Here is a 25796-nt window from a genome sequence, read left to right on the forward strand (position 1 = left end):
GCGTTTTGGGGCAATCCAGGGTGATCATTCGCCACATTCCCTGCAAAAAAAAGCGAGTGCAAAACGGCCAACATACCGTTTTATGGCCATTTAAAGGTCGCTTTTGCCGTCATTCGATCCGGCCCTTAAAGAATAGCCTATTGGCCCTAACCGTTATTTCCCGATCGTTTAGCGCAAAAAATGCGCCTCCGACATGGGTAACCAATGGGCCACCACGCCTCTATAAGCCTGGTTTAAAAACGCATCCACTCTGCGCAAGGATGCTTTTTTTGTCTCAGCATACCGCCCATGAACGCACCTCGCATGCTTTATAAAATTTATTAACAAATTGTTATCATGGCAATGAATCATAGTAAAAAGGGTTCATTCGTTGGCCCATTAATCCCTTTGTCTGGGTTGATGTGTATCAATGGCAAAGGCTCTGGCTAGGGTTAGGCTCTGCAACCTGTTTACAAGAGCAGCGCCAACGGGGCGACTGTTCACCAATTTACACGTTGCAATGGGAGTTTTTAACATGGCGAAGGATGCCAATGCAGTAGATATGTTCTGTTATCAATGTGCAATGAGCGCCCCCAGCGGCTGTGGCTCTAGCGGACAGACATTGGGTACATGCGGCAAGGATGACACCACCGCGCGCTTACAAGATTTGATGATCTTTGGCCTAAAAGGGCTTGCGGCTTACCGTGAGCATGCCCGCGAGTTGCAAGCCAATACGCTGGAAATTGATGATGTCATCAACGAAACCCTCTATTTCACCATGACCAACGTTAATTTTAACTTTGATCACCACATTGCCCAATTGATGAAGGTGGGCAACGCTGGGGTTAAGGTTATGGATCTACTGAGCGAGGCCCACACTCATAAGCTGGGTGTGCCCACACCGGTACAGGTTACGCAAAACCGTGCAGAGGGACATGCCATTTTAGTCTCCGGTCATAACTTGGACATGCTGCAAAAGCTGTTAGTGGCCACTCAAGATCGTGGGGTGAACATCTATACCCATTCTGAGATGCTGCCTGCCCATGGTTATCCCGAATTAAATAAATTCGCGCATCTAAAGGGTAATATTGGCGGGGCTTGGCACGACCAGGGCAAACTGTTTCAACAGTGGCAGGGTCCTATGGTGGTTAACACCAACTGTATTGCGCCATTACGTAAGGATGCCAACTATTTGGAGCGTCTATATGGCTACAAAATGGTTGGGGTTGAGGGTATTCAAGAGATCAAGGACGATGATTTTGAACCCCTCATTCAACAGGCTTTGACGCTGCCAGTGGTGGATGGTTTTGTTGCCGAGAGCACCATCACCACGGGGCACCACTACAAAACCTTGTTGACCTTAGCCCCAGCGGTGGTAGAGGCGGTCAAAGAGGGTAAAATTCGCCAGTTCTTTGTGATTGCCGGCTGTGATGCCCCAGGTAGTGGCGGCGACTATTATCGCCAAATGGCCCAAGCCCTGCCCAGTGATTGTGTCATTCTGACCTCCAGTTGTGGCAAGTTTCGTTTTAACGATCTCGATTTTGGTAACGTGCCTGGAACCTCGATTCCCCGTTATCTGGATCTTGGCCAATGCAACGATAGCAACGGTGCGGTGCATATTGCGTTAGCCCTCAGTGCGGCACTGGATACCCCGGTTAACGAACTTCCCGTATCCATCGTGCTTAGCTGGATGGAGCAAAAGGCGGTGATCATTCTGCTGGCCCTCTTCAGCTTGGGCATACAGAACATTACCATTGGTCCGAAGGCCCCCCAGTTTGTCAATGATGGCATCCTGGAATTCTTGGTGCAGCAATTTAACCTCAAATTGACCACCGATGCGGCCAGTGATCTGCAACAGTTGCTGTTGCCAGAAGCCAAGGAAGCCAAGGTTGCCTAAGGGTTAACCCACAACCTCCCATGTAACAGGCCCACTCGCTATGCGGAGTGGGCCTGTTTGCATTGCGCGGCTTACACAACCTTCGACGTCATTAACCCATTAGCTTACGACGCATGAGGCCATAGTAGAGGATGGGGATCACCCACAAAGTTAAAATGGTTGAGATCAAGATGCCAAAGATAAGCGAGATCGCCAAACCACCAAAGATGGGATCATCCAGAATAAACAGCGCCCCCAACATGGCGGCCAAACCGGTCAACACAATGGGTTTGGAACGCACGCTACCCGCTTGGATAACCGCCTCTTTAAAGGGTATTCCCGACTGGATCTGTTCGTTGATAAAATCCACCAGGAGGATCGAGTTACGCACAATAATACCCGCCAGAGCGATCATGCCAATCATGGAGGTGGCCGTAAATTGTACCCCCAACAGGGCATGTCCTGGCATCACACCGATCACGGTTAAGGGAATGGGTGCCATGATAATCAGAGGGGTCAGGTAGGATTTAAACTGCGCGACCACCAGCAGATAGATCATGATCAAACCCACGCCATAGGCGATCCCCATATCGCGAAAGGTTTCGTAGGTGATTTGCCACTCACCATCCCATTTGATGCCATATTCAAAGGGGTCCTCGGGTTGATGGATAAAATATTGCTCAATGGGCGGACTGTTTTCACCATCCCAGTTGGGTTGTTTCAGCCGTTCCACCATGGTGAGCATGCCATAAAGGGGGCTATCCAGCGTACCCGCCATATCACCGGTTACGGTGGAGTGGGCAATGAGGTCTTTATGGTCAATGCTCTTTTCATAGACCCCCTCCTGAACCGTAACCACCTCAGAGAGGGTTACCAACGTGCCCAAGGAGGAGGGTACTTGTAAGCCCAGGAGCGCCTCCATCTCGGCCCGATCCGCCGCAGGTAGATGGAGCCGAATCGGGATGGGATATTTGGCCGAGTCGGTGTGGATAAAGGAGAGATCCTCACCCTCAATCGCCATAGACAGCGCCTGCGCCACACTCTGCTGACTTACCCCCAGCAGGCTGGCCCGTTGCCGGTCAACATGCAGAATATACCGTAGTGCTGGGGCTTCGATGCTGCTATCGACATCCACAATATCGGGGGTGGTGTTAAAAAGTTTCTCAATTTTTTTGGCCAATTTTTGGCGTCCCTCGACACTGGGTCCATAGATCTCAGCTACCAATGGGGCTTGTACCGGCGGTCCTGGTGGTACCTCGACGATTTTAACCACAGCGGCATAGGGTGCCGCCGTGGTTTGCAGGGCGCTACGTACCGCTAGGGCAACCTCGTGGCTCTTACGTTGGCGTTGGGTTTTATCCACCAAATTGACTTGAATTTCGCCTAAGTGGGGTGCTTGGCGTAGGTAGTATTGGCGCACCAGACCGTTAAAGCCCACGGGTGCAGCCGTGCCTGCATAGACCTGATAGTTGGCTACTTCGGGGACCTGAGCCAACTGTTTGCCCAAGGCATCCAGCAGTCGGGCTGTCTGTTCTAAGGCTGTTCCTTCAGGCAGATCCACCATGACTTGAAATTCTGACTTATTGTCAAAGGGCAACATTTTTAAGACCACCTGTTTGGCAGGTATCAGGGCAAGGGAACCGACAATCAGCAGGAGAATGCCCCCCCCAAGCAGGAGATAGTTGCGGCGTGCCCCGTGGTCTCGCAAAAAGGGGGTATAGAGCGCACCAAACAGCCGTTCTAAACGCCCCCTATGCGCCACCACCGGGGTGGTGGCAGGGTGTCGGGCTGTTGCACCGGTCTGTATAAGCTGCTTGGCGTGTACACTACGCAGGCCGTGATAAGCCAACCATGGCGTAATCACAAATGCCACCAACAGGGAGATTAACATACCGGTGCTGGCGTTAATGGGGATCGGGCTCATATAGGGACCCATCAAGCCCGTGACAAAGGCCATCGGCAGCAGAGCGGCAATGACGGTGAAGGTTGCTAGAATGGTCGGTCCACCGACCTCATCCACCGCGCGGGGAATAATCTCCAACAGGGAACGGCTTTGTCGATGCATATGCCGATGAATATTTTCTACCACCACAATGGCGTCATCCACCAAAATTCCGATGGAAAAGATCAGTGCAAACAGCGAGACCCGATTAAGGGTAAAACCCCATACCCAACTGGCAAACAGGGTTAGTGCCAGGGTTAAAATGACCGCTAACCCCACAATAATGGCCTCGCGCCAACCCATGGTCAGCAGCACCAGCAGCACCACAAAAAAGGTGGCAAAGGCCAATTTACCAATCAGTTTATGGGCCTTGCTCTCGGCGGTGTGACCATAATTGCGGGTCACCGTAAAGTTAACCCCTTGGGGGATGATAAAGGCGCGCATATGCTCCATGCGAGCAATCACCCGTTTGGCCACATCCGAGGCGTTGACGCCGGGTTTTTTGGCCACCGCCAGTGTGACCGAGGGGGCCTGTGCTACCCGATCCTGTGTGCTTGCCCCAGGACCGGAGCCGTACCACACATAGCGAGTGGGCTCTTGTGGCCCCATCGCCACATCGGCGACATCCCGCAGAAAAACCGGACTACCTTCACGCAGTCCGATGACCACACCGGCAACATCTTCGGCAGAGTGCAGATAGTTACCAATTTGCACGGGTATGGCGTGATTATCGGCAACCATGCCCTGGGCGCGGGTAACTTGATTGTTGGCGCTAAGCGATGCTTGCAGTTGGGTGATGGAAAAACCGTGACCGGCCATGCGCACCGGGTCTAACGTAACCTGCACCACCCGCCGTGAAGCGCCCACGGTATAAATATCGCGGGTACCAGGAATGCGTTTCAACTCGGCTTCCAAAGCGTGGGAGATGCGGGTAAGTTCTTCTCGCCCCACGTTTTCATCTTGTGACCAGAGAGAGAAGGTGACAATGGGTACATCGTCAATGCCTTTGGGTTTAACCAAGGGTTGCCCCACCCCCAGATTGGCGGGTAGAAAATCCTGATTGGAAAATACCGCGTTGTAGAGGCGCAAAATGGCCGCATTACGATCCTCCCCCACGCGGTAGCGAACGGTTAAGACCGCCTGTCCGGGCATGGATTGGGCGTAAACATGTTTAACCCCTTCGACTTCACTGAGTACCTGCTCGGCAGGTATGGCCACCAACTGCTCGACCTCGTGGGCGGTGGCCCCGGGAAAGGGAATGAAAATATTGACAAACGTTACCGATATTTGAGGCTCTTCCTCTTGTGGGGTAATGGCGACGGCAAACAGCCCCAGCAGTAACCCCACCAGTGCCAGCAGGGGGGTGATTTCTGAGTTTTGAAACATGGCTGCAATGCGCCCAGAGATGTGTAGGCGTTCACTCATGATAAGCCTCCATACTGGGCAGCTGGGCACGCGCTTGTTGCCCCGCCAACACGGGATCCACGGCGACCTGCTCACCGCTCTCAAGTCCGGCCAGCACCTCGATCAAATCTGCATAGGTTCGCCCGGTGCGTAGATGCCGCAACGAGACATGGCCGCCACCGTCCACCACATAGGCTGCCGTTACTTCGCTACGTGTGACAACGCTCGGCACGGGAATTAATACCCGCTGTTTGCTCCCGGTGACAAACTGCACCCGCACCAGGGCACCGGGGTAAAGGTTGTCGAGTCCCTCGGGCAGGTGTAACCGTACCCCATAGGCATGACTGGCTGCGTGGGCATAGGGGAAAAAGGTGATATCCTTGGGGGTGACTTGACGACCATCGGCCAGTTTAATGGCCATTTCATTAAAGCGGCGCACGGCAGCAATGCGACTTTGTGGCACCATAACATGGACCCGCAAGGCATCCAGTGAAATGCCTGTAAAAAGCGCTTGGCCAGCTTGGGCATTTTCACCAGGATCCACATGCCGTTTAAGCATGTATCCTGAATAAGGGGAGCGCACGACATGATCCTCTTGTTTATCCAGGGCGATGGTTAGTCCAGCGTTAGCCAACTCTAATTGAGCCTTGGCCGCTTTTAGGGCGGACTCTGTTTGGTCCATTTTGGCACTGCTGACCACCTTTTTTTCCAACAATTGCACGGAACGGTCATAACTGTTTTGTGCTTCCGTCAGTTGCGCTTTGGCTTGGGCGACGGAGGCACGGGCTTGGGCGATTTCGGCCTGATTACGCTGATTTTTAAAGCGTAGTAGCACATCCCCTTTATGTACATAATCGTTAACGTCAAAGTTTAATTCTATGATTTCACCGGATGTTTTCGCCGTTATGGTGGCTTGGTTTTCGGCCTCTACCACACCATCGAGTGTCAACCATACGGGGAGTTCTCGGTTTATGGCCGGGGTTGTGACTAAGCTGGCGGCCTGTAGTGAGCAAACGGGCAGCATGAGTAACAGATAAAACAGCGGTAATGATGGCTTATAGAATCTGCGCATCGGTGTATCTCTCCTAAGAAAAAAGAGGCATAAACCCTCTTTGGGTAAATGAAACAGAATAGAAAAAACGCTACGAATACGTTACATCTATTTGAATCTTAACGTTTTTAACATTTAGTTAGAGAGGGGGTTGAAGGAAATGTTCAACCAGATCTCAAATTTTATGCGGTCGTCAGAGCGTTGCGAGATGCTTGAGCAGCACAATCCTGCAAAAAGATTTTCAACTCGGGTTTTTAACAAGCGCACAGCAAGCAGATATTGTAGAATAAATTACACGCTATTGAATATATCGTTCAAATAAAACAAAATTATTTGTCGATAAAATCATTAAAAACAGGTGTCATAGCGTGGGGTCGTCTACCCGACTGGCCCCGCTTGTCTGCGCCTTTGGAGGGCGTTACCGCCTTAAATGCAGGGGGTTGCTTTGTCTATGAGGGTTCGCAAAGTTCTGCAAAAATGCATACTCCTCGTTACGCTCACACTGTTTGGTTGTCAAGATGAGCGGCAGGGGGAGTATACCCCTCTCTTTAGTGATACGCCGACTCAACACACCCAACGCTATATTTTTGGTGTTCACCCCCTGCATAATCCAGAGCGACTGTTTGCCATCTATCAACCCTTGGTGGATTATCTTAATCTTCATTTGCATGGGGTCCGCATTATTTTGGAAGCGTCGCGTAACTACGCCGCTTACGATAAAAAATTGTTTGCCGGATATTTTCACATGGCCTTGCCCAACCCCTATCAAACGGTGACCGCTCTGGAAAAGGGCTATCGGGTGTTTGGTAAAATGGGCGATGATCATAACTTTCGCGGCATCTTACTGGTGCGTAAAGATAAAAATATACGGCACGTAACCGATCTCAAAGGCCAAGTGGTAAGCTATCCAGCCCCCACAGCGTTGGCGGCCACCATGCTTCCTCAGTGGTTTTTGCATACCCATGGCGTGGATGTTCTACGCGACATCCAAAATCGCTATGTGGGCTCTCAGGAATCATCCATTATGAATGTCTATTTGGGCGAAAGCATAGCAGGGGCAACATGGCCCCCGCCTTGGCGAGCCTTTGCCAAGGAACGCCCGGAAATTGCCCAAGAGTTGGAGGTCAAATGGTCAACCATGGAGCTACCCAACAACGGTCTTGTGATGCGCGACGATGTTCCCGCTGCCTTTGAGCAGCAGATAGCTCTGTTGATCTTTGCCTTGCACACCCATGCCGAAGGTAAGGCCATTCTCGCCCCAATGGAACTTTCGCGGTTTGAACCTGCGGTTGCGGAGACCTATCGCCCTGTACAAGCCTTTCTCCAGCGGTTTGAGGCTGAGGTGCGTCCCATTAGGGAGTCACCGTAATGTCGATTTTACACAAACTTTGGGGGCACTCGATTCGGCATCAGCTCATGCTGGGCATCGCCTTGGTACACGCGGTGTTGATGACGCTGTTTATTTTTGATTTGGTGGATCGGCAGCGTGATTTTCTGCATAAACAAGCCGTGGCGCAAGCCACCAGTTTAAGTCGTACGCTGGCGGCCAATAGCATCTCTTGGGTGTTAGCCCGCGACTTCGTTGGTTTGGAAGAGCTGTTATCCTCCATGCTCGATTACCCCGAGCTACGTTACGCCATGGTGGTCGATGTTAACGGCAAAGTACTAAGTCACAGTGACAAAAGTAAAGCCGGTAAATTTTTAGCCGATCCACTCAGTCTAAAATTAATCGACGCGCCCAACACGTTGCAGGTATTGCTCCAGAGCAAGCAGGTGATTGATGTTGCCATGCCTATCCTAACCAATCAACAGTTGGTTGGCTGGGCACGGGTAAGCCTAAGCCAAAATAAAAGCGGACAAGAGCTCTTACATGTGACCTATAAAGGGTTTCTCTATACCCTCTTTGCCATTGTCGTTGGTATCGTCTTTGCCTATTTTATGGCGCGTGGCTTAACCAAAGATCTCTATCATTTATTGCATGTTGCCAACACCACAAGACTCGGTCAGCTTAACCATCGTGTGCAGATCAAACGGCATGATGAAATTGGTTTATTGTCCAATGGTTTTAACCAAATGTTGGGTGTGTTAGAGCAAGAGGAGCAGCAACTGCGCCTTATTCAGCAATCTCTAACCCAGAGCAACCAGGCACTCCGCCAGAGTGAAGAAAAATTTCGCCGCCTAGTCGAATCCTTATCCAGTGAATATTTCCTCTACAGCCACAATACAGAAGGGGTTTTTGAATATGTATCGCCCTCAATACGTACCGTATTAGGATACGATCCCCAAGAGTTTATGACGCACTATGCGACCTATTTCACCGAAAACCCCATCAACATGCAGGCTGTTAATCATACAGAAGCCAGCATACGGGGTGAGCAACAAGCCAGTTATGTGATAGAAATATTTAATAAACAGGGGCAAGCGGTCCGACTGGATGTATTGGAATATCCCATTTTTGATAAAGATGGCCGTGTGATCGCTGTAGAGGGGCTTGCACATGATGTGACGGAGCGTCATCGAGCCGAGTTTGAGTTGCTTACTGCGAAGGAACAGGCCGAGGCCGCAAACCGTACCAAAAGTGAATTTTTGGCCATGATGAGCCATGAGATACGGACCCCCATGAACTCCATTCTTGGCATGGCAGAGCTGCTCAGTGAAAGCCCTTTAACCCCCGAACAACAAGGCTACTTAAAAATCCAACGGCGTGCAGGACATGGATTGCTGGAGCTGATCAACGATATTTTGGACCTTTCCAAACTCGAAGCAGGTCGGATTGAGCTATATATTCAGCCTTTTAATCTACCTGAGTTATTGCAATCCGTCGTTGATCTGCTGGAAAATCTCGCCCGTGAGCGAGGGCTTGCTTTACGCTTGGAAAGGATGGAGGAGATCCCCACTTTATGCCAGGGCGACCGGGCTAGACTGCGACAGATTATGGTTAATCTGGTGGGAAATGCCATCAAATTTACCCATGATGGATCCGTAAAAATAAGCGTAGAAAAAAGCAGTGATGATGCAACAAATCTGCTGTTTCATGTGATTGATAGTGGTATTGGGATTGCTGAAAAAGATCAATCCTCTGTATTTCAACGCTTTACCCAGATTGACTCCTCCAACAGCCGCTTCTATGGCGGTTCGGGGCTGGGCTTGGCCATTACCCACCACTTGGTAGAATTGATGGGGGGGAAAATCTGGCTAAAAAGTGCTTTGGGAGAGGGGAGCTGCTTTACTTTTACTCTGCCATTGCCCCCCGTACAGATCGATGAACCGGCTTTAGCCGCAACCCACGACGAAGAAGCCCCCATGGTGGCCACGGAATCATGCTGTGCCACGAAACCATTGCGTATCTTGCTGGCTGAAGACTCCCCAGATAATGAACTGTTAATCCGCATTTTTCTCAGAGATAGCCCGCACAGTTTGTGCTGTGTAAAAAATGGTCTTGAGGCATACCAGCAGGTTCAAAAAGAGAACTTTGATTTGATTTTGATGGATATACAGATGCCCGTCATGGGGGGGGATGAAGCGATTATTAAAATTCGCGCATGGGAGCAATCTCAGCAATGTGACCCCACCATCATCATTGCCTTGACCGCCCATGCGATGAGTGAACATCAAAAACATTACCTCACCTTGGGTTTTGATGCCTTTCTGAGCAAACCGATTAATAAAAAAACATTGTTAAATGCCCTCGCCCAATATGGACAATCGTAAGCTGCGCTGGTGATTTTAGCGACCAGCGCCAGCCCAACCCGTTAAACAGCCATGTCGTAGAGGCTTAGGCTTGTTGCCGAAGTTTTTGCGCCATCTCTTCTAGCTGTAGAGCAAGCGTGTTGCGCTCACCTGCGGCAATGCGGTTGCCATCCACTTGTACGGCGAAGCCTTCGCCCGACAGCTCAAGTTGCAACGATTCCCCCAGCGCTGGATCTTTACAGCGCTCGACTCGATAGGTGCTGACAGGGTGAGCGATGCCTTTGACCTGAATTTCCGCTTGCGGTGTGCACTGGATGCGCTCTTTTACCAAGGCATAGGTTTCGTGGGAGATAAGAATGGTGTCGGGTTCTGCTTGGTGTTCCAAACGGCTGGCAAGGTTAACGGTACCACCGATGATGGTATAATCCATTCGCTCATTGCTACCAAAATTGCCCACCGTGCAGTAACCCGTGGTAATGCCGATGCGTATACGAAAGGGACGCGAAAAGCCATGCTCTTCCCGCCATACTTTGCGTAACAGTTGCAACCGATCACGCATATCAATGGCCATGCTGACACAGGCAATGGCATCGTTTTTTTCACCATGGCTCTCTGGATCGCCAAAGAAAATCATAATGGCATCACCAATAAATTTATCAATGGTACCACCATGGCGTAGGGCAATTTTGGACATTTCATTAAGATAGTCGTTGAGCAATGTGGTGAGCTCTTCAGACTCCATACTGTCGGTGGTACTGGTAAAGCCCACAATATCTGAGAAAAAGATGGTCAGTTTTTTCCGCTTGGACTGTATGAGTACCTCTTGCCGACCCGAAAAGATCGAGGCATAGACTTGCGGTGAGAGATATTTAGCCAGCTTGTGGGAGATAACCTCCAATTCTGTGTTACGTCCCTGTAGTTGGCTCATGGTCTCTTTAAGGCTATAAGCCACGGCGCCTACATCATGGGTGATCTGGTCGAGCTCATCGCGTTTGGCTTCGGGAGAAGGGGTAAGGGAGACATTTAAATCCCCTTCGGCAATGCGTGCCAGCAGCTTACCAATGAGCCTAACCTTGCCGGCCAAGCGGCGTACCATACGAGTAACCAGCAGGAGTGCCAGCACGACCATGACACTTAATACGGCGAGGTTAATCATGTTATGGCGTTGGTTGCTGGTTTGAGTGAAAGAGCGGATCTGCTCCATAATTTGCTCTTCCTGAGCAACGGCTTGGCGTATGTTGCTATTAAGAGCATTGACGATTTTGGTGGTCTGAGCGGTGAGCACAGCAATCTGTTTATCCAATAAGACAAGCTTATCAAAAGCGGATTGGTAGTTCCGCAGGGCCTGTCCAAGGCTCTCTTTATCCTCTTGGGCGATTTCAGAATTTTGAATTCTTTCCGATAACAGCTTGAGGGTTTCGTGAATGCCCTCTACATGTTTTTGCTGGCGTCCTAGCTCACGATATTCCATCTCGTAATAGAGCAGGCTTCTGAGCAAATACCTGAAATCCCGAATGGTGTGTTTGGCCAAAAGGGTGCTAATGGCATCACCAATATCCTCGACGGCTTCATGGGAACTGCCTTGATCACGGGCTGAGAGTGCCAACAGTTCACGCTCGTAGGCTGCAATACCTTGCCGGAGTTCTGTACTCAGGGGCGTTTCAAGTTCAGCTTCGTCTAGCAGACGTTGAAAAAACACAACCAATCGTTGTACTTCATCCACATGTTTTGGGGACCAGTAGAAATAAAATTCATACTCTTTCCAGCGCATACGATCCAGCAGAGATTGAAAACCGTGGGTGTTATAGTGAGAAAGGCGACTGCGCAGGCCATCGTAAGCGGCTTGTCGTAGCTCCAAGCTAACCCCTTCGTTACGGGTAAAGCCACGTGTTCGCCACAGATCTAACTCTTTGTTGATACTCGCTTGATATGCCTTAACCATGTTATTGATAACGGAAAATTTATTACTTTCAGTTTCATAGAGGTTCTTTACCTCTTGGTGCTCCATGCCTTCAAGCTCTTGCAGGGCCAATTGAATATTGTTGCTTATCTCTTTGGTTGCGGCTTCATTCTGTTTGGCATAGAAGCTTTGTTCGGCTTGTCGAGCCAGGTTGATGTACATCTCGACACGCATCAAGGTATTGCGCTCATTTTCCTCTCGGGTGACAGCGGTATAATTGGTTAAAATTTGGTGATTTGTGTAATAAAAAGAGGTAACCACACCCAAACAGAACAACACCAACAGCAGCACAATACCAATGAGTTGGCTTGCAAAGTGATTTAACCCCAGTTTTCGCTGCATCGGTGCGCTCCAAAGGGCAGGTTGCTCGGCTTTTCCAAAAAGCATAAACATCTGTCTTAACGTATTTAAGGCAGCTTGGCAATGTTACGGCTTCGGCGAGCAACAAAGACCTAAAATCTTATTTTAAAACAGGCATGCTTAAACTGTGGGGGAGGTAGCCCCAGGTTGATACGGTAGGTATCCGCCTGGGGCATGGGACTTACTGCGCGGCGGCCTCCAGAGCTTGGCTCACATCGGCAAGAATATCATCAATATGTTCAATGCCAATGGCTAACCGGATGAGATCGGCAGAAACCCCGGCATTGACCAATTCGGCATCATTTAGCTGACGGTGGGTCGTGGTGGCTGGATGGCAGGCCAAGGATTTGGCATCCCCGATGTTGACGAGTCGCACAATCAATTGCAGGGCATCAATAAATTTAGCCCCAGCTTCACGGCCACCCTTAATCCCAAAGCAGAGAATACTCGAGGCTTTACCGCCCATATATTGATCGGCCAAGCTGCGAGCAGGACTGTCGGGCAGGGCTGCGTAGCGAACCCAGCTGACTTGGGGGTGGCTGCTTAGGTAGCTTGCCACCCGTTCGGTATTTTCACAGTGGCGCTCCATGCGTAGCGGCAGGGTTTCAATCCCTTGCAAAATTTGGAACGCATTAAAGGGGGAGATGGCAGCCCCCATGTTGCGCAAGGGCACCACGCGACAGCGACCAATGTAGGCAGCAGCTCCAAAGGCTTCGGTATAGACAACGCCATGATAGGAAGCATCAGGGGTCACCATCATGGGAAAGCGCTCCCCATGCTCCGCCCAAGGAAATTTACCAGAATCCACCACAATACCACCAATACTGGTGCCGTGCCCGCCCATGAATTTGGTTAGAGCATGGATCACAATATCCGCACCGAACTCAATGGGACGGCAGAGACACGGGGTTGGCACGGTATTATCCACAATCAGCGGAACCCCAGCGCTGTGGGCTATTTCTGCCAGACGGGAGATATCGGCCACATTACCCGCAGGGTTACCAATGGATTCGCAGAAAATCGCCCGTGTTTTATCGTCAACATGGGCAGCAATTGCGGCAAAATCATCGGACTTAGCCATGCGTACTTCAATACCTTGCTGGGGTAGGGTGTGGGCAAACAGGTTGTAGCTACCACCGTAGAGCTCACTGACCGAGACGATATTATCCCCACAACGGCAGATGGTTTGAATCGCAGCGGTAATGGCGGCCATGCCAGAGGCAAAAGCTAACGCTGCGATACCTCCCTCCATGGCGGCCACGCGCTTTTCCAACACATCGGTGGTAGGGTTCATAATACGGGTGTAGATATTGCCGGGTACCTTGAGATCAAAAAGATCGGCTCCATGCTGCGTATTGTCAAAGGCATAGGAGGTGGTCTGATAGATGGGCACCGCCACCGCCTTGGTGGTTGGATCTGGGGAAAAACCTCCGTGGATGGCCAAGGTCTCTAGTTTCATGCCTGCTTCCCTTTCTGTACAACAAAATTGACAGGTAAAAGATTCGATTTTTTTGTTTTTTTTGGATTGCCTTTCACCATCTTATCCAGCTTACACAGAAAAGGCAAAATGGGATAACGACGCTTCATTAACTTGGTTGGGAAGCCGCACCAAAAGTGCTATATTCATGGGATTTATCACCCCTGTTTGAGTGAGGATGCATGGTTCGGGCGCTCATATGGATGGTTATTCCACTCCTGCTGGTGACAGATCTATGGGCGGCACTGCCGGTTCAGCGTCACCCATTGGAGATACGCTCGCCCCGAGGCGATCTGTTGTGGCGTGGTGCGGTTGAGTTGGCGCAAACCCAGGATGAGATCCGTCAAGGGCTTATGTTTCGTCATGAGTTGCGCCGTGAGCAGGGTATGTTTTTTATCTTACCTTCCCCTGGGCATCAGGTATTTTGGATGAAAAATATGCGTATCCCCCTGGATATGCTGTTTGTCAATGCCGATGGCAAGGTTATCACCATCCACCAACAGGTTCCCCCGTGCCTAAGTGAAGCACCACGTTGCCCACGCTATCCCTCTTTAGGGGTGGTCAAGGCGGTGTTAGAGGTCCCAGCCGGCACCGTCTCAGCCTTGGGCATTACCCCAGGCGACCAGATTCAATACCCTCCACTTTGGTCAGCTCGTCCTATTGAAGAGCAGGTTGAGCCCCCTTTGGTAAAGCTACCTATTGAGTCTTACGAAGCGGAGATTTTCTCACCACCCACACCTCTCCCCCAAAGCGCGGTGGCCTTAGACAAAGGTGAACCATTTAATACGAACGGTCCGATTTCTTTAAAACCTTTGGTCACAAAGGTTGATCCCTCCTTTCACGACCAAGTTATGCCCCCCGTGGTTAACCCGGTTGAGCGCCCCCATCCAACCCCAGCACCGGTGAACGCTCTGCCCAGCAGCGCGAGCCTCCCAGCACCGGTGAACGCTCTGCCCAGCAGCGCGAGCCTCCCAGCACCGGTGAATGATCTGCCCAGCAGCGCGAGCCTCCCAGCACCGGTGAACGCTCTGCCCAGCAGCGCGAGCCTCCCAGCACCGGTGAATGCTCTGCCCAGTGGTGGTCAACCTGCGGCACCGATTCGCATCATGGTTCAGCCGAACCAAGGTTTGCCTCACCCGCTCACCATGCGACAGCAACCCATCGAGCGTGTGGCTTCTGTTAAGCCTGTTGTGCGGCCAACCGCCATAGAACAAGCCTCAAAAAAAAGCGTTGAGATGCCCGAGCTACCACCCATAAAGCGGGTGGAAATGGAACAGGAGCCTATTTGGCCCGCATCTTTGGTCGAGCATAAAAGGGTCCCAGAGCCTAAACATCGCTCGACCTATCGGGCCATAACCGCCAAGGCCGTGCCTCGTCCCCATGGGATAACCCCCCCTTATGGAAAAGGTAAAAAGCCGCCTCTTTTGGCACCGCGCCGTGTCAAACAACAGCCTGAGGGAAATTGGCAAACACAGGACTTTTTCTACCGGGGCATGCCCACTTTGCCGTTTCGTTCGCCTTAATTACCCCACAGGGTCAAAGGGTTGGTCGGGTATGTATGATTTTGCTTGTAGCGATCTGTTTACAGATCCGTTAAGGTGACAGTTTGTAATAGTGTCTCGCGGTTTTATGGAGGGTTTTGCTGTTTGTAGACTTTGAACGGTCCATTTGTACAAACCAAACCCTATTATTAGGAAACCCTATGAATACGATAAAAAAACTAACCATTTTACTGGCTGAAGATGATCCCATCACCTCCATGGTCGCGCAGGGTATGTTAGAGGATGAAGGGCACTCGGTGGTGCTGGCTGACAATGGTGAACAGGCGGCACAATTAGCAAATTTATGCGTTTTTGATGCCATTGTTATGGATATTACCATGCCGGTAATGGATGGGCTGCTTGCGACCCGTACCATCCGTCAGGCAGGCGGACCCAATACCCACACCCCTATTATTGGATTGAGTGCTGATGATAGCGCGCCGCAACTGTTGTTAGCCAAACAGGCTGGCATGACCGTTTTGCATCTTAAGCCCCTTAAAGTCGAGATGTTGCACCAGATTTTTGCGCCAGCGTAAACGGGTCTAAACCGTGGGGGAATGATAAAATGCTCTCCAGTCAGCAGCGCCGCACCCCGGAAAGCCGCACCAAGCACGCCAAGTTGCTTAATGCCGCTGCCCTAAAAACGCATTATGCTGTCTACGGTCATTTCTATTCGACCAATTTGGCGGGGGAGCACTGTTCCTGCCGCTCGGCCCTGACTTTGATTCGCCGTGATTGTATCCCTTCAGAGTTGGCACAATTAGATGCATTACCGCCCGATCTGCTGGTGGTGATGATGAATCCCGGTAGCTCCTATCCCCTGGATAAGGCGTTTACCCCCCCCCATATTGAAGCACACGCCTTGGGTCAAGCCCCCCGTTGTTGGATGGCAACCAAACCGGATAATACCCAATATCAAATTATGCGGGTTATGGCCGCCATGGGCTACCAACATGGGCGTATATTAAACATTTCCGACCTGCGCGAAACCAAAAGCCCGCGACTTGTCGCCAAAGTAACCGCCTTGGCCAGCCATTCAGAGGGAGGGCTGCATGCCCTGTTTGCCCCTCAACGCCAAGCCGAGCTGCATGGGCTTTTAGGCGATGACCTTAATGTCCCCATCGTGATAGGGTGGGGTCGGCACAAGGGGTTATTGCCCTTGGCTCGTCAGGCAATGACTGCCCTTCAGGGACGCACCTTGGTGGGAATCGAGGTAGAACCACTGCGCTACGCCCACCCGAGCCCCATGTTGCAAGTCATGAAAGATGCGTGGTTGCAAACGGTCATTGCCCATTTAAGCCAACTCTCACAATAATCCAAAAAGGGGAAAGAACGATGGCATTATGGGGTAATAAAATTGAGGGCAAGCGCTGCCATGAAGTGGACTTTGAGATCCATGGTAGTGACCTTCAGTTGGTGGAAGTAGAGTTGGACCCCGGCGAAACGGTCATCGCCGAAGCCGGGACCATGTGTTATATGGAGGAAAATATCAGCTTTGAAACCAAGATGGGGGACGGTTCACAAGCCGATGAGGGTTTTCTGGGGGGGCTGCTGAGCATCGGCAAGCGGGCTTTGACGGGAGAGTCCATCTTTATGACCCACTTTTCCAACCGGGGCTCGGTCAAACGTAGGGTGGCTTTTGCGGCCCCCTTTCCGGGCAAGATTATTCCCCTGGATATGCGTCAACTTCCTGAACAGACGCTTTATTGTCAACGAGACGCCTTTCTCTGTGCGGCTTTGGGTACGCAGGTCTCCATCGCTTTTAGCCGCAGGTTGGGCGCTGGATTTTTTGGGGGAGAGGGCTTTATTCTACAAAAGCTTGTGGGGGATGGCATGGCTTTTATTCATGCCGGAGGGGTCATTGTCGAAAAAAAGCTCGAAAATCAGCGTCTGCGGGTGGATACCGGCTGTTTGGTTGGTTTTACCCCAGGTATTGATTACAATATTGAGGCCGCTGGGGGCATGAAATCCATGATTTTTGGGGGGGAAGGCATCTTTTTAACCACCCTTGCAGGAACGGGCACCGTCTGGTTGCAAAGCCTGCCTTTTGCCAATCTGGCCGACCGCGTATTAGAACGTTTACCGGCCCGCGAATAGGCCTGTTTAGCGCGCCTCCAGCCCCTGTTCAAAACGCTCCACCATCATAACCAAGGCCAGGGTATCCAATTGGCAATAGCACTCCAAATCCAGTTGGATTTGGAGTGCTTGCGCCTCTTCTAAGGGGTCAAACATCCAGCTTAGATAACGGGCCTGAGCCTGCTCACCATCAGCGATGGTAAGATTGGTGTAACTTAACCCTTTGCCTAATGTTGGCAAAACGGCTTTCAGGGACCAAGAGCCCTGCATGGCGGGGTGGTAGTAATGGTCTCTTGCCAGCGGGTGCAGATCCACCACCCGTTTTTGAGCGGCTTTTAAAGCGTCGGCCAAATCGCTAAAACGCTGCGCCATCTCCTGCATGCGTCCCTTTTCAAAGCTGGCGTTGTAGACAAAGATGGGGCCTTCATCGCCAATAGCATGCAACAATGTTTCACTAAAACGTCGCCGTGGATCCTCACCTGGAGGGGCCAGAAACCCCAGATGGTGCAGCTCTCCATCCGCTTGTTGAATGTGGCAGGACCACTGAAAGGGTACTTGGGAAATGATAGGGTTAACCCCATCCCAGGGGGGAACGGCAAAGGAGACGGTTTCAAAGTCGACAAAATAGCGCGGGTAGGGTAGGGCCTGTAAAATCTTTGCGACCCTCTCATCCAGTTCGGCGTAACCACTGCGGGCGACTCTCGCCATGCGTTGATGATGGCGTTTTTGCAACAGGTTCATAGGCACCTGTTTTAGGTCAGCATAGCCCTGTTGCTCCAGACCCTTAACCAGATCCGGCGCGCGCGAGAGCCAGCGAATGGGGTGGTCGTCTGCACACAAAGCCGGGCTGCAATGGTTCAAAAAGGGGCAGTGTTGACGATGGCAGTGGCTCCCCATGCTCTGCTGGGGGGCAACCTCCTGTTGCAGGGTTGCATGGCATGCTTCGATCCAACCCTGCACCTGAGGCAAAACGCCCTGCATGGGCAGATCCACCACCACAGGTTTAAGCAAATGGCTGTTGCGTCCCACCCCCTGATGGTGAAACCGCTTATTCAAGGTCACGACATGCACACTCTCAATGGTTAACCCCATCTGGGTTGCCAACCATGCGGCAATGGCAGCCTCTTCAATATAACGAGGTTTTAACCGGGTGGCGGCGCGTGGCCAAAGCAGTTGATAGCCTTTTTTAAGTGGCACTAAAATACCCGCTTCGACATAAACCCCGTGCGCATGTAAAAAGGGGCGCACATAGGCGGAAGAAATGGTGCTATGCAACGCCTGTGTGGTGGCGGTCAACCGTGACGCTGGTTCGAGCTCTTGGGATGGCAGCCAAGGGTTTACATAGGTTTGCGTAAGATAGCTGTAGAGCTGCTCAAGCAGACGTGGACGCAGAAGATCCTCTGTTTGGGCCAAATGGGGCGCCTTTTGATGCAACCAGACCCGTTTGGGACAGAGGCGGTGGTTAACAATCTGGGTTAAATTAAGTGTTGGCATGGAGTCCTTGCTGGTTGCCGAAGCCCCCATGTCGTGCTTATCAAAAAGGGAGGGGCGGAGCATCAAAAGCGTAATGGGGTCGAATATACGTTAAACCACAAAGTAAGGATACGATTTTTCAAACCTTTTTGATAAAATAGGCCAATTGGTTGGGAAAAGAGGGCTTCTAGCGAGGCGATTTTTTTACCCAAGCTAATGGGGCATGCTTAGGATAAAAAGCGGGATTGTTTTGATTTATTACTTGAATAAATAGCCAAAAAAAATTGTACTATGCGGATATTTTCCCGATGCTTATGGGAAATTATACTGCGTATAACGGGTGATAAACTTAACTTTGAGAAAGAAGGTACCGGTTGATGAGGCATGTTAAGCTAGGATTAAACCGGTTATTTTGGCTTGTTTTGTTGCTGGGGCTTAGCGGGTGTGCCACGTTGTTGCGTCCCGCCCCACCCAAACAGGAAACCCAGGATGCCCTAAATCTTGCTTACCGTGGCGAGTTGATTGCCAAAAGAGGGGGCTATGAAGCCTCTATTAAACTCTTTTCGCAAGCCCTTGAGCACACAGATTTAACACCTGAGCAGCGGGCTATCGTATTAAACAATCGCGGGGCATCCTATAAGCGCATGGGGTTGGATGAGTCCGCCTTAAAAGATTTGGATGAGTCACTATCGCTGCAACCTAAACATATTCGTTATCTAAACAATCGCGCCATGGTTAAGTTGTTTTTGGGGGACTACCCAAGCAGTGACCAGGATTTTGCACAACTGCTGGAAACAAACCCCAATCTTGCCAACCCCTATCCACGGCTATGGCGTTTTTTTGCTCTACGCGCCTACGACCAAAGCAGCGCTTTAGCATGGCTCAACGCCCAATTGCCCATCTTACGCCCCTACCCATGGCAGGAGGCCTTGGCACTCTTTCACTTGGGGCGTTTGGATCACAAGCAGCTCATGACCTTGGCGATGACCCTAAAATCGGGGCCAGCAGCGATGCGTCGTTGTGAATGGTTGTTGCATACCGCCTTTGCCGACCAGATGCAGGAGCACCCTGTTCAAGCCCTATACGGTTTTGAACGGAGTCTGGCCTACTGCCCTGTGCAGAGCGATCAAGCGCTCTGGGCACGGCGTCAGTTGACCAAATTATCCGCCTATCAAGGCGTGATTGAACGGCCAAACGCCCAACCCCCCGTTCTGGCTGCCATGGATCCAGCCCCCCAGAGTGAGACCCAGGAGCAAATAAGCAAGCCTGTTCAAACCGCACAAGCTGATGTCGTTGCGTATGAGATACAGGACAAGCCCGCGCATGGGGCGCGCTCTTCAGAAAAAGTCCAAGTGCAACCAGCGGTTTCTCTCAAGGCCGCCCCACCGGCATTGGTAGCTGCCCCTGAAACCGCCAAACGGCCCAAACCCCATACGGTGAAAGCGCTTCCCCACCCGGAGGGGGGTGCTTCGCTAGAGCAGGACAAGCCCGCGCATGGGGCGCGCTCTTCAGAAAAAGTCCAAGTGCAACCAGCGGTTTCTCTCAAGGCCGCCCCACCGGCATTGGTAGCTGCCCCTGAAACCGCCAAACGGCCCAAACCCCATACGGTGAAAGCGCTTCCCCACCCGGAGGGGGGTGCTTCGCTAGAGCAGGACAAGCCCGCGCATGGGGCGCGCTCTTCAGAAAAAGTCCAAGTGCAACCAGCGGTTTCTCTCAAGGCCGCCCCACCGGCATTGGTAGCTGCCCCTGAAACCGCCAAACGGCCCAAACCCCATACGGTGAAAGCGCTTCCCCACCCGGAGGGGGGTGCTTCGCTAGAGCAGGACAAGCCCGCGCATGGGGCGCTCTCTTCAGAAAAAGCCCAAGTGCAACCAGCGGCTCCCACCATGAGGTCACCGGCGGCACCAGCGGTACTCTCCCATGCAGCTACACCATCAGCCGATGGTGCGGTCGCGCCATCTTCAGAACCCCCTGAAACGGCACACAGACAAACGGTCTACTGGGTAGAGTTGGGTTATTATAAATATAGGAATATTGCCAAAAACGTCATCGCTTATGTGGAAAAATTGGGGGTGCCAACAAAATATGTTGAACGCCTTGTTAAGGGAGAACCGATGATTCGTTTACACGCAGGTCCCTTTGCACAAACGCAACAAGCTGTTGCGGTGCAACAACAGCTCTTGACAGAACAGATAGATGTGGGAGAGGTGGTGTTTTTTGATGCCCAAGGCGTGCTCCACACCGTCGTGGTCACAGAAAAGCTCAACTCATCTCAGTGACTGACCACAACCCTGTGCTCAGCTTAACATTACCTCAAAATCGTTGTTCATAAGGCGGGCGCTATGGTTGTGAACATCGGCCAAGAAGGCGGTAAAGTCCACAGCGGAAAGGGGCTTTGAAAAAGAGTAGCCTTGGCACTCGTCACACAAATTTTGGCGCAGGAACGAGAGCTGCTCTTGAGTCTCGACCCCTTCAGCAACCACTTTGAGATTAAGAACTTTAGCCAGAGAGAGAATCGCCGCTACAATCTCAATATCATTGGGATCGTCGGGGATATCTTTGACGAAAGAGCGGTCCACTTTAAGGGAATGAATGGGAAATTTCTTTAAATAGCTTAGGGATGAATAGCCCGTGCCAAAATCATCCATGGCAATATGAATCCCCAAGCGGCTGATCTGCTCAAGGGTTGCAATGGCATTTTCCACATCATGCATCATCAAGCTTTCGGTAATCTCCACTTCAAAGTGGCGGGCATCTAGGCCGCACTCGGCGAGGGTTTGCTCAATTTCAACGACCAATCCAGGGGACTGAAACTCACGGGCAGAGAGGTTCACGGCAACCCGCAGGTTCATGCCGGTTTCACGCACCCACCGAGCGCAATCCAGCATGGCTTGGCGCATCACCAAACGGCCAAGGGGTACAATGAGGCCGGTCTCTTCGGCAACTGGAATAAACTGGATAGGGGGGATCATCGAGCCATCCGCTTGTGGCCAACGTACCAGCGCCTCCATGCCCACCATGATACCACTTTGCATGTTGAGTTTGGGTTGGTAATAGACCTCCAATAGATTGGCGTTAACGGCATGGTGCAGCTGAGATTCCAAAGAGAGACGTTGACTGGTGCTAACGTTCATCTCTTCGCTAAAGAATTTATAGTTGCCCCGCCCGCTCTCCTTGGCCCGATACATCGCCATATCCGCATTTTTAGTCAGGGTTTCAACATCGTTACCATTGTCCGGATAAAGGGCAATACCAATGCTGGCCCCCACAAAAATATCGTGACCCTTGATTGAAATACTTTTTTGCAGCTCTTCAAGCACTTTGCGGGCAACCCGTGCCACGCTCTCATTGTCGCTGATGTCGGCAAGGATAACGGTAAACTCATCGCCACCCATTCGGGCAACCGTATCAGCCGCCCGCACGCACCCTTCCAACCGCTGGGCCACATGCTGTAACAGCTCATCACCGGCGCTGTGTCCCAGGGTATCATTGACCTGTTTAAAACGATCTAAATCAATAAAAAAGACCGCCACCTGTTTTCGATGCCGTTGGGCATTGTAAAACTCATGCTCCAAGCGATCATGAAACAGCATTCGGTTGGGTAACTGGGTCAAGGCGTCATAATAGGCCAGCCGTTCAAGCTTTAATTCCGTGGCTTTGCTTTCACTAATGTCGGAAAAAATACCAATATAGTTTTCCACCTCTCCGGCTTGATTGCGCACAGCATTGATGGTTAAGCGTTTGGGGTAGATCTCGCCATTCTTACGACGATCCCATATCTCTCCCTGCCAGAACCCCTCTTCTGCAATTTTACGCCACATGTTGGTGTAAAAAGTGGCATCATGCCGGTCGGATTTAAAAGATCTGGGATTGTGCCCCAAAGCCTCTTCACGGCTAAAGCCGGTGATCTCCGTAAAAGCCGGATTTATATCGAGGATCATCCCTTGAGGGTCGGTCAGGATAATGGCTTCGGAGGTGTTTTCAAACACCTTATGGATCAATCTTAAACCGCTTTCAGCCCGCATCCGCACAGCCACTTCATTGCTAAGCCGTTCGTTGGACTGGGTTAGCTCTAAGGTGCGCTCTCTAACCCGCTGTTCCAGTTGTTGACGGGCTTGCTCTTCAATACGGCGCAGCTGCTCGGCGGCTTGTAGCTCTTTTTGGCGGGCATGGGCTTCTGCTTCGCGATGGGCGTTTTGTGTTTCAATAAAACGCCCCATGGCAGCGACCCGCATGAGAAAAACCTCTTTAGGGTCCTCTTTATGGATAAGATCAATTGCCCCAGCTTCTAAGGATTCAGAAATAACATCAAGGCTTTGGGAGTGCATGACCACCAAAATATCTGAGGTCTCAGGTGTGGCCAATAGGGCGCGGGTAAGATCTGCCCCGGTACCGTCAGGCATGTGGTAATCCACAATGGCCAAGGGGGGGCGTTCGATGCGGGCTTTAGCCAAAGCATCGTTCACCGAGTCAGCTAAAACTACTTTGTAACCAGCCATGCTGAGCAAACGCCCATAGAGCATGCGCACGGTGGCCATATCATCTACGAAGAGTACTTTCATGGTCTAATTATGCCTTTTTGAAAAAACACTTGCCGATTTAATAATCTGCATTTTGGCCGTCACAATGGATGCTCACAACACTTTTTGGGCCTCCTATCGGTCTGCATCCCGCTTGCGTGGTGAACCAAGCACAAACAAAAACAATAGTATCTTAGCATAAACACAATTTGTCTCAAGTGTTGTGCGCAGGTTCTGGTAAAATTCCAGAACGGGACAGCAGGTTTTTCGAGAGAACCGCTTGGCTAAAAACGAGAGCTTTTGTTTAACCCTTGAGCATGGTTATAATCTCAACTCCGTCAAACCGACTCTATGAGGTCCCATGACCGACTCCATGCAAAGCAACCCCAGGCAAGCCAAGCAGGCGCACATAACGCCCGTTGCGCATAAACCACAAACCATGCTGGCCTTTCAGGTTGGGCGTGTGCGACTGGTGTTGCCGCTTGTCCAAGTGCAGCGTGTTCTGTTTTTGCCGGCCTTAACACCTGCCCCCACAGCAGCCCCATGGGTGGTGGGTATGATGCATATCGGACATGAAGCCTTACCGGTGGTCGATCTTAGTCTGCGTCTAGGTTATCGCACCCCCTGTCATTACAGCGTGGATACCCCTTTGATTTTATGTCGCGAGGGGCAACGTGCGGGGGTTTTTGTGGTGGATGAAATTGATGGTCTCTGTCGGCCAACCCCCTTGCAAAGCGAGCGGATTGGTCAGGAACCTTTGATTGCCCAATTGCTGGAAGATGAACAGGGGCCACTGATGATGCTGGATTTGGAACACGCCCTCAATGCCAATCCGCCATTGCGACCTATTGAAGCCTTTTTGATGAGTGGGGAAAGGGCCTAGCGTGAAGGAGTCCATGGCCACGGCCTTAGCCGATGATGAACGGGCGTTGGCACAATTGGTGCGGCAACGACTGGGCATTACGGTACGCGATCATCAAATTTTACCGTTTCGGCGGGGGATTCAACAAACCCTAGACCGTTTTGGTTTGAGCAGTTATGCCGCTTTGACCGACCTGATTCGTCATGCCTCGGGTAATGATCCTATTATGGAATCTCTCGTTGCCGGTGTCACGGTAGGGGAGAGCTATTTTTATCGGGATCCTCTCCAGATCTCATTTTTGGAAAACCGTTTTCTCACCCCTTTATTAAAGCAACGTAAAGCTTTGGGTCATCCTGCCCTACGTATTTGGAGCGCGGGTTGTTCGGATGGTCAGGAGCTTTACACCTTGATGTTGATCTTAGACCGCTTAATACCCAAACATGAAACGTGGCAGGTCCACGCCCTAGGTACCGATATCAATAAAGAGGCCCTAGCACGCGCCCAGCAGGGACGGTATGGCGATTGGGCCATGCGCGGCTTGCCCGACGCACTAAAGCAAAGCTTTTTTAGCCAGGATGGCAACTATTGGCAGTTGCAAACCCACCGTTTTAGAGCACAAATCAAATTTGATTATCTCAATTTGATTGAAGGGGGATACCCCTCAATTTTGCAAGGCACAGGGCAGCAAGATTTAATTTTGTGTCGAAATGTTTTCATCTATTTTGACAATCCTACGGTGGATGCCATCGTCGCCCGTTTTTCACGTTGTCTGAACCCAGGTGGTTTGTTGATAACCGGGGCGTGTGACTATGTACCCAACCATATTCCTGGTTTGGTTTACAGACATGAGGGGGGCGTTTTCTTTTTTGAGAAAGTGGAGGCGACGGGCGCCTTAAACAGCACATCGCTCATCACCCAAAGCCAGCCTGCGCGGCCTAGCCAAGCAGCGCTAGAGCCGCCAAAATTGGCGCTCTCTCGCGGTCAGACAAAGCCCGCCACACCCTATGTGGCAAGCCCTCCAGCAGGGTATGTTGCGCCGAGCATAACCAATCCGCACCCCCCCCTTGTTGCTGGTGAAGCACTGCCTACAGACCTCGAATTGCAAAAATTACTGATTGAGGGTCAATTTTCAACGGTCGTGACCCGTACCGAAAGGCTGCCTAGCACATGTCCAGATCGTTTTTTTCTACAACGTGCCCAAGCCTTAACCGCCTTAGGGCAGTGGCAAGCAGCGCAAGAATTATTGCAATTGTTTCTTAAAGATCATGGTATGAATGATGAAGCCCACTTTTTGTTGGCTTTGGTGTTTTTGGAAAAGAAAGATGAAAAAGGGGCCGAAGAGGAGTTGCGCAAAACCATGATGCTCAACCGCGACCATTTGATGAGCCATTTTCACATGGGTTTTCTCAAGATTGGACAAGGCCGGGCTGAAGCAGGGGAGCGTCTGCTGCGACGTGCCTTGGAGCTGGCCAATCGCCATGCTCAGAGCCAAACCTTGCTGGACCCGGTGGCGGGGTTAACCATTCTGGATGTACGGGCGCAATTAGCTGGTTATCTGGAGCGTGATCGTGTCCCGTTATAAGGA

Annotated in this window: 16 protein-coding genes; 10 read left to right on the plus strand and 6 right to left on the minus strand. The window is 51.3% G+C overall.

Features of this window, described 5'->3' with window-relative positions; genetic code table 11:
• The first annotated feature begins 514 nt into the window (after positions 1-514).
• The gene (gene hcp / locus MMC1_RS09265) at positions 515-1876 is read left to right on the plus strand and encodes a hydroxylamine reductase (protein ID WP_011713468.1); all 1362 of its coding nucleotides are present in this window, start codon (positions 515-517) and stop codon (positions 1874-1876) included.
• A gap of 91 nt (positions 1877-1967) precedes the next feature.
• Here hcp and MMC1_RS09270 read toward each other — a convergent pair whose 3' ends face one another.
• On the minus strand, positions 1968-5222 hold the full coding sequence (locus MMC1_RS09270) for an efflux RND transporter permease subunit (protein WP_011713469.1): 3255 nt from the start codon (positions 5220-5222) through the stop codon (positions 1968-1970).
• Complete coding sequence (locus MMC1_RS09275) at positions 5215-6273, minus strand: efflux RND transporter periplasmic adaptor subunit (RefSeq protein ID WP_011713470.1); 1059 nt, start codon at positions 6271-6273, stop codon at positions 5215-5217. Before MMC1_RS09275 ends, MMC1_RS09270 begins: the two co-directional genes overlap by 8 nt.
• Before the next feature lie 430 nt (positions 6274-6703).
• Here MMC1_RS09275 and MMC1_RS09280 point away from each other — a divergent pair, with 430 nt between their 5' ends.
• Together MMC1_RS09280 and MMC1_RS19945 are read left to right on the plus strand one after the other, a co-directional pair.
• Positions 6704-7621, plus strand: coding sequence for a phosphate/phosphite/phosphonate ABC transporter substrate-binding protein (locus MMC1_RS09280; RefSeq protein ID WP_011713471.1), 918 nt, complete (start codon positions 6704-6706; stop codon positions 7619-7621).
• A complete protein-coding gene (locus MMC1_RS19945) occupies positions 7621-9963 on the plus strand; it encodes an ATP-binding protein (protein ID WP_011713472.1) in 2343 nt (780 codons plus the stop codon). The genes MMC1_RS09280 and MMC1_RS19945 overlap by 1 nt, the downstream gene beginning before the upstream one ends.
• Before the next feature lie 64 nt (positions 9964-10027).
• Here MMC1_RS19945 and MMC1_RS22175 read toward each other — a convergent pair whose 3' ends face one another.
• Both MMC1_RS22175 and MMC1_RS09295 read right to left on the minus strand, forming a co-directional pair.
• Positions 10028-12244: an adenylate/guanylate cyclase domain-containing protein gene (locus tag MMC1_RS22175; protein WP_011713473.1), complete on the minus strand. Its 2217-nt coding sequence runs from the start codon at positions 12242-12244 to the stop codon at positions 10028-10030.
• A 199-nt stretch (positions 12245-12443) separates the two neighbouring features.
• Positions 12444-13721, minus strand: coding sequence for a bifunctional O-acetylhomoserine aminocarboxypropyltransferase/cysteine synthase (locus MMC1_RS09295; RefSeq protein ID WP_011713474.1), 1278 nt, complete (start codon positions 13719-13721; stop codon positions 12444-12446).
• 221 nt (positions 13722-13942) lie between these two features.
• Between MMC1_RS09295 and MMC1_RS19955 the strand changes: the two genes are divergently transcribed.
• The 4 genes from MMC1_RS19955 to MMC1_RS09315 all read left to right on the plus strand — a co-directional run bounded on the left by MMC1_RS19955 (position 13943) and on the right by MMC1_RS09315 (position 17377).
• A complete protein-coding gene (locus MMC1_RS19955; protein ID WP_160162692.1) occupies positions 13943-15262 on the plus strand; it encodes a DUF192 domain-containing protein in 1320 nt (439 codons plus the stop codon).
• Positions 15263-15441: 179 nt separating this feature from the next.
• Entirely contained in the window at positions 15442-15816 is a 375-nt protein-coding gene (locus MMC1_RS09305) for a response regulator (RefSeq protein WP_011713476.1), read from the plus strand.
• Between the two features lie 29 nt (positions 15817-15845).
• On the plus strand, positions 15846-16595 hold the full coding sequence (locus MMC1_RS19960; protein ID WP_011713477.1) for a hypothetical protein: 750 nt from the start codon (positions 15846-15848) through the stop codon (positions 16593-16595).
• A gap of 20 nt (positions 16596-16615) precedes the next feature.
• Entirely contained in the window at positions 16616-17377 is a 762-nt protein-coding gene (locus MMC1_RS09315) for a TIGR00266 family protein (protein ID WP_011713478.1), read from the plus strand.
• 6 nt (positions 17378-17383) lie between these two features.
• Here the strand turns inward: MMC1_RS09315 and MMC1_RS19965 are convergent, their stop codons facing one another.
• Positions 17384-18850 carry a DUF2779 domain-containing protein gene (locus MMC1_RS19965; RefSeq protein WP_011713479.1) on the minus strand — a complete coding sequence of 489 codons (1467 nt, stop codon included), beginning with the start codon at positions 18848-18850 and terminating at the stop codon, positions 17384-17386.
• Positions 18851-19281: 431 nt separating this feature from the next.
• On the opposite strand from MMC1_RS19965, the gene MMC1_RS09325 reads away from it, so the two are divergent.
• Complete coding sequence (locus MMC1_RS09325; protein ID WP_143711394.1) at positions 19282-21108, plus strand: SPOR domain-containing protein; 1827 nt, start codon at positions 19282-19284, stop codon at positions 21106-21108.
• Positions 21109-21126: 18 nt separating this feature from the next.
• On the opposite strand, the gene MMC1_RS09330 is transcribed toward MMC1_RS09325, so the two are convergent.
• Positions 21127-23391 (minus strand): two-component system response regulator, encoded by a 2265-nt coding sequence (locus MMC1_RS09330; protein ID WP_011713481.1) that lies wholly within the window; start codon positions 23389-23391, stop codon positions 21127-21129.
• 319 nt (positions 23392-23710) lie between these two features.
• Here MMC1_RS09330 and MMC1_RS09335 point away from each other — a divergent pair, with 319 nt between their 5' ends.
• Together MMC1_RS09335 and MMC1_RS19970 are read left to right on the plus strand one after the other, a co-directional pair.
• Positions 23711-24232, plus strand: coding sequence for a chemotaxis protein CheW (locus tag MMC1_RS09335; protein ID WP_011713482.1), 522 nt, complete (start codon positions 23711-23713; stop codon positions 24230-24232).
• A gap of 13 nt (positions 24233-24245) precedes the next feature.
• Complete coding sequence (locus MMC1_RS19970; RefSeq protein ID WP_011713483.1) at positions 24246-25793, plus strand: CheR family methyltransferase; 1548 nt, start codon at positions 24246-24248, stop codon at positions 25791-25793.
• Positions 25794-25796 lie beyond the last annotated feature (3 nt).

Source organism: Magnetococcus marinus MC-1, assembly GCF_000014865.1.
GTDB lineage: Bacteria > Pseudomonadota > Magnetococcia > Magnetococcales > Magnetococcaceae > Magnetococcus > Magnetococcus marinus.

Excerpts from the sequence above, each read along its gene's own strand:
- hcp (WP_011713468.1), top strand. The coding sequence starts at position 515 with ATGGCGAAGGATGCCAATGCAGTAGATATGTTCTGTTATCAATGTGCA.
- MMC1_RS09335 (WP_011713482.1), top strand. The coding sequence starts at position 23,711 with ATGACCGACTCCATGCAAAGCAACCCCAGGCAAGCCAAGCAGGCGCAC.
- MMC1_RS09330 (WP_011713481.1), bottom strand. The coding sequence starts at position 23,391 with ATGAAAGTACTCTTCGTAGATGATATGGCCACCGTGCGCATGCTCTAT.
- MMC1_RS09280 (WP_011713471.1), top strand. The coding sequence starts at position 6,704 with ATGAGGGTTCGCAAAGTTCTGCAAAAATGCATACTCCTCGTTACGCTC.
- MMC1_RS09295 (WP_011713474.1), bottom strand. The coding sequence starts at position 13,721 with ATGAAACTAGAGACCTTGGCCATCCACGGAGGTTTTTCCCCAGATCCA.
- MMC1_RS09305 (WP_011713476.1), top strand. The coding sequence starts at position 15,442 with ATGAATACGATAAAAAAACTAACCATTTTACTGGCTGAAGATGATCCC.
- MMC1_RS19955 (WP_160162692.1), top strand. The coding sequence starts at position 13,943 with ATGGTTATTCCACTCCTGCTGGTGACAGATCTATGGGCGGCACTGCCG.
- MMC1_RS09315 (WP_011713478.1), top strand. The coding sequence starts at position 16,616 with ATGGCATTATGGGGTAATAAAATTGAGGGCAAGCGCTGCCATGAAGTG.
- MMC1_RS22175 (WP_011713473.1), bottom strand. The coding sequence starts at position 12,244 with ATGCAGCGAAAACTGGGGTTAAATCACTTTGCAAGCCAACTCATTGGT.
- MMC1_RS19970 (WP_011713483.1), top strand. The coding sequence starts at position 24,246 with ATGGCCACGGCCTTAGCCGATGATGAACGGGCGTTGGCACAATTGGTG.
- MMC1_RS19965 (WP_011713479.1), bottom strand. The coding sequence starts at position 18,850 with ATGCCAACACTTAATTTAACCCAGATTGTTAACCACCGCCTCTGTCCC.
- MMC1_RS19960 (WP_011713477.1), top strand. The coding sequence starts at position 15,846 with ATGCTCTCCAGTCAGCAGCGCCGCACCCCGGAAAGCCGCACCAAGCAC.
- MMC1_RS19945 (WP_011713472.1), top strand. The coding sequence starts at position 7,621 with ATGTCGATTTTACACAAACTTTGGGGGCACTCGATTCGGCATCAGCTC.
- MMC1_RS09270 (WP_011713469.1), bottom strand. The coding sequence starts at position 5,222 with ATGAGTGAACGCCTACACATCTCTGGGCGCATTGCAGCCATGTTTCAA.
- MMC1_RS09275 (WP_011713470.1), bottom strand. The coding sequence starts at position 6,273 with ATGCGCAGATTCTATAAGCCATCATTACCGCTGTTTTATCTGTTACTC.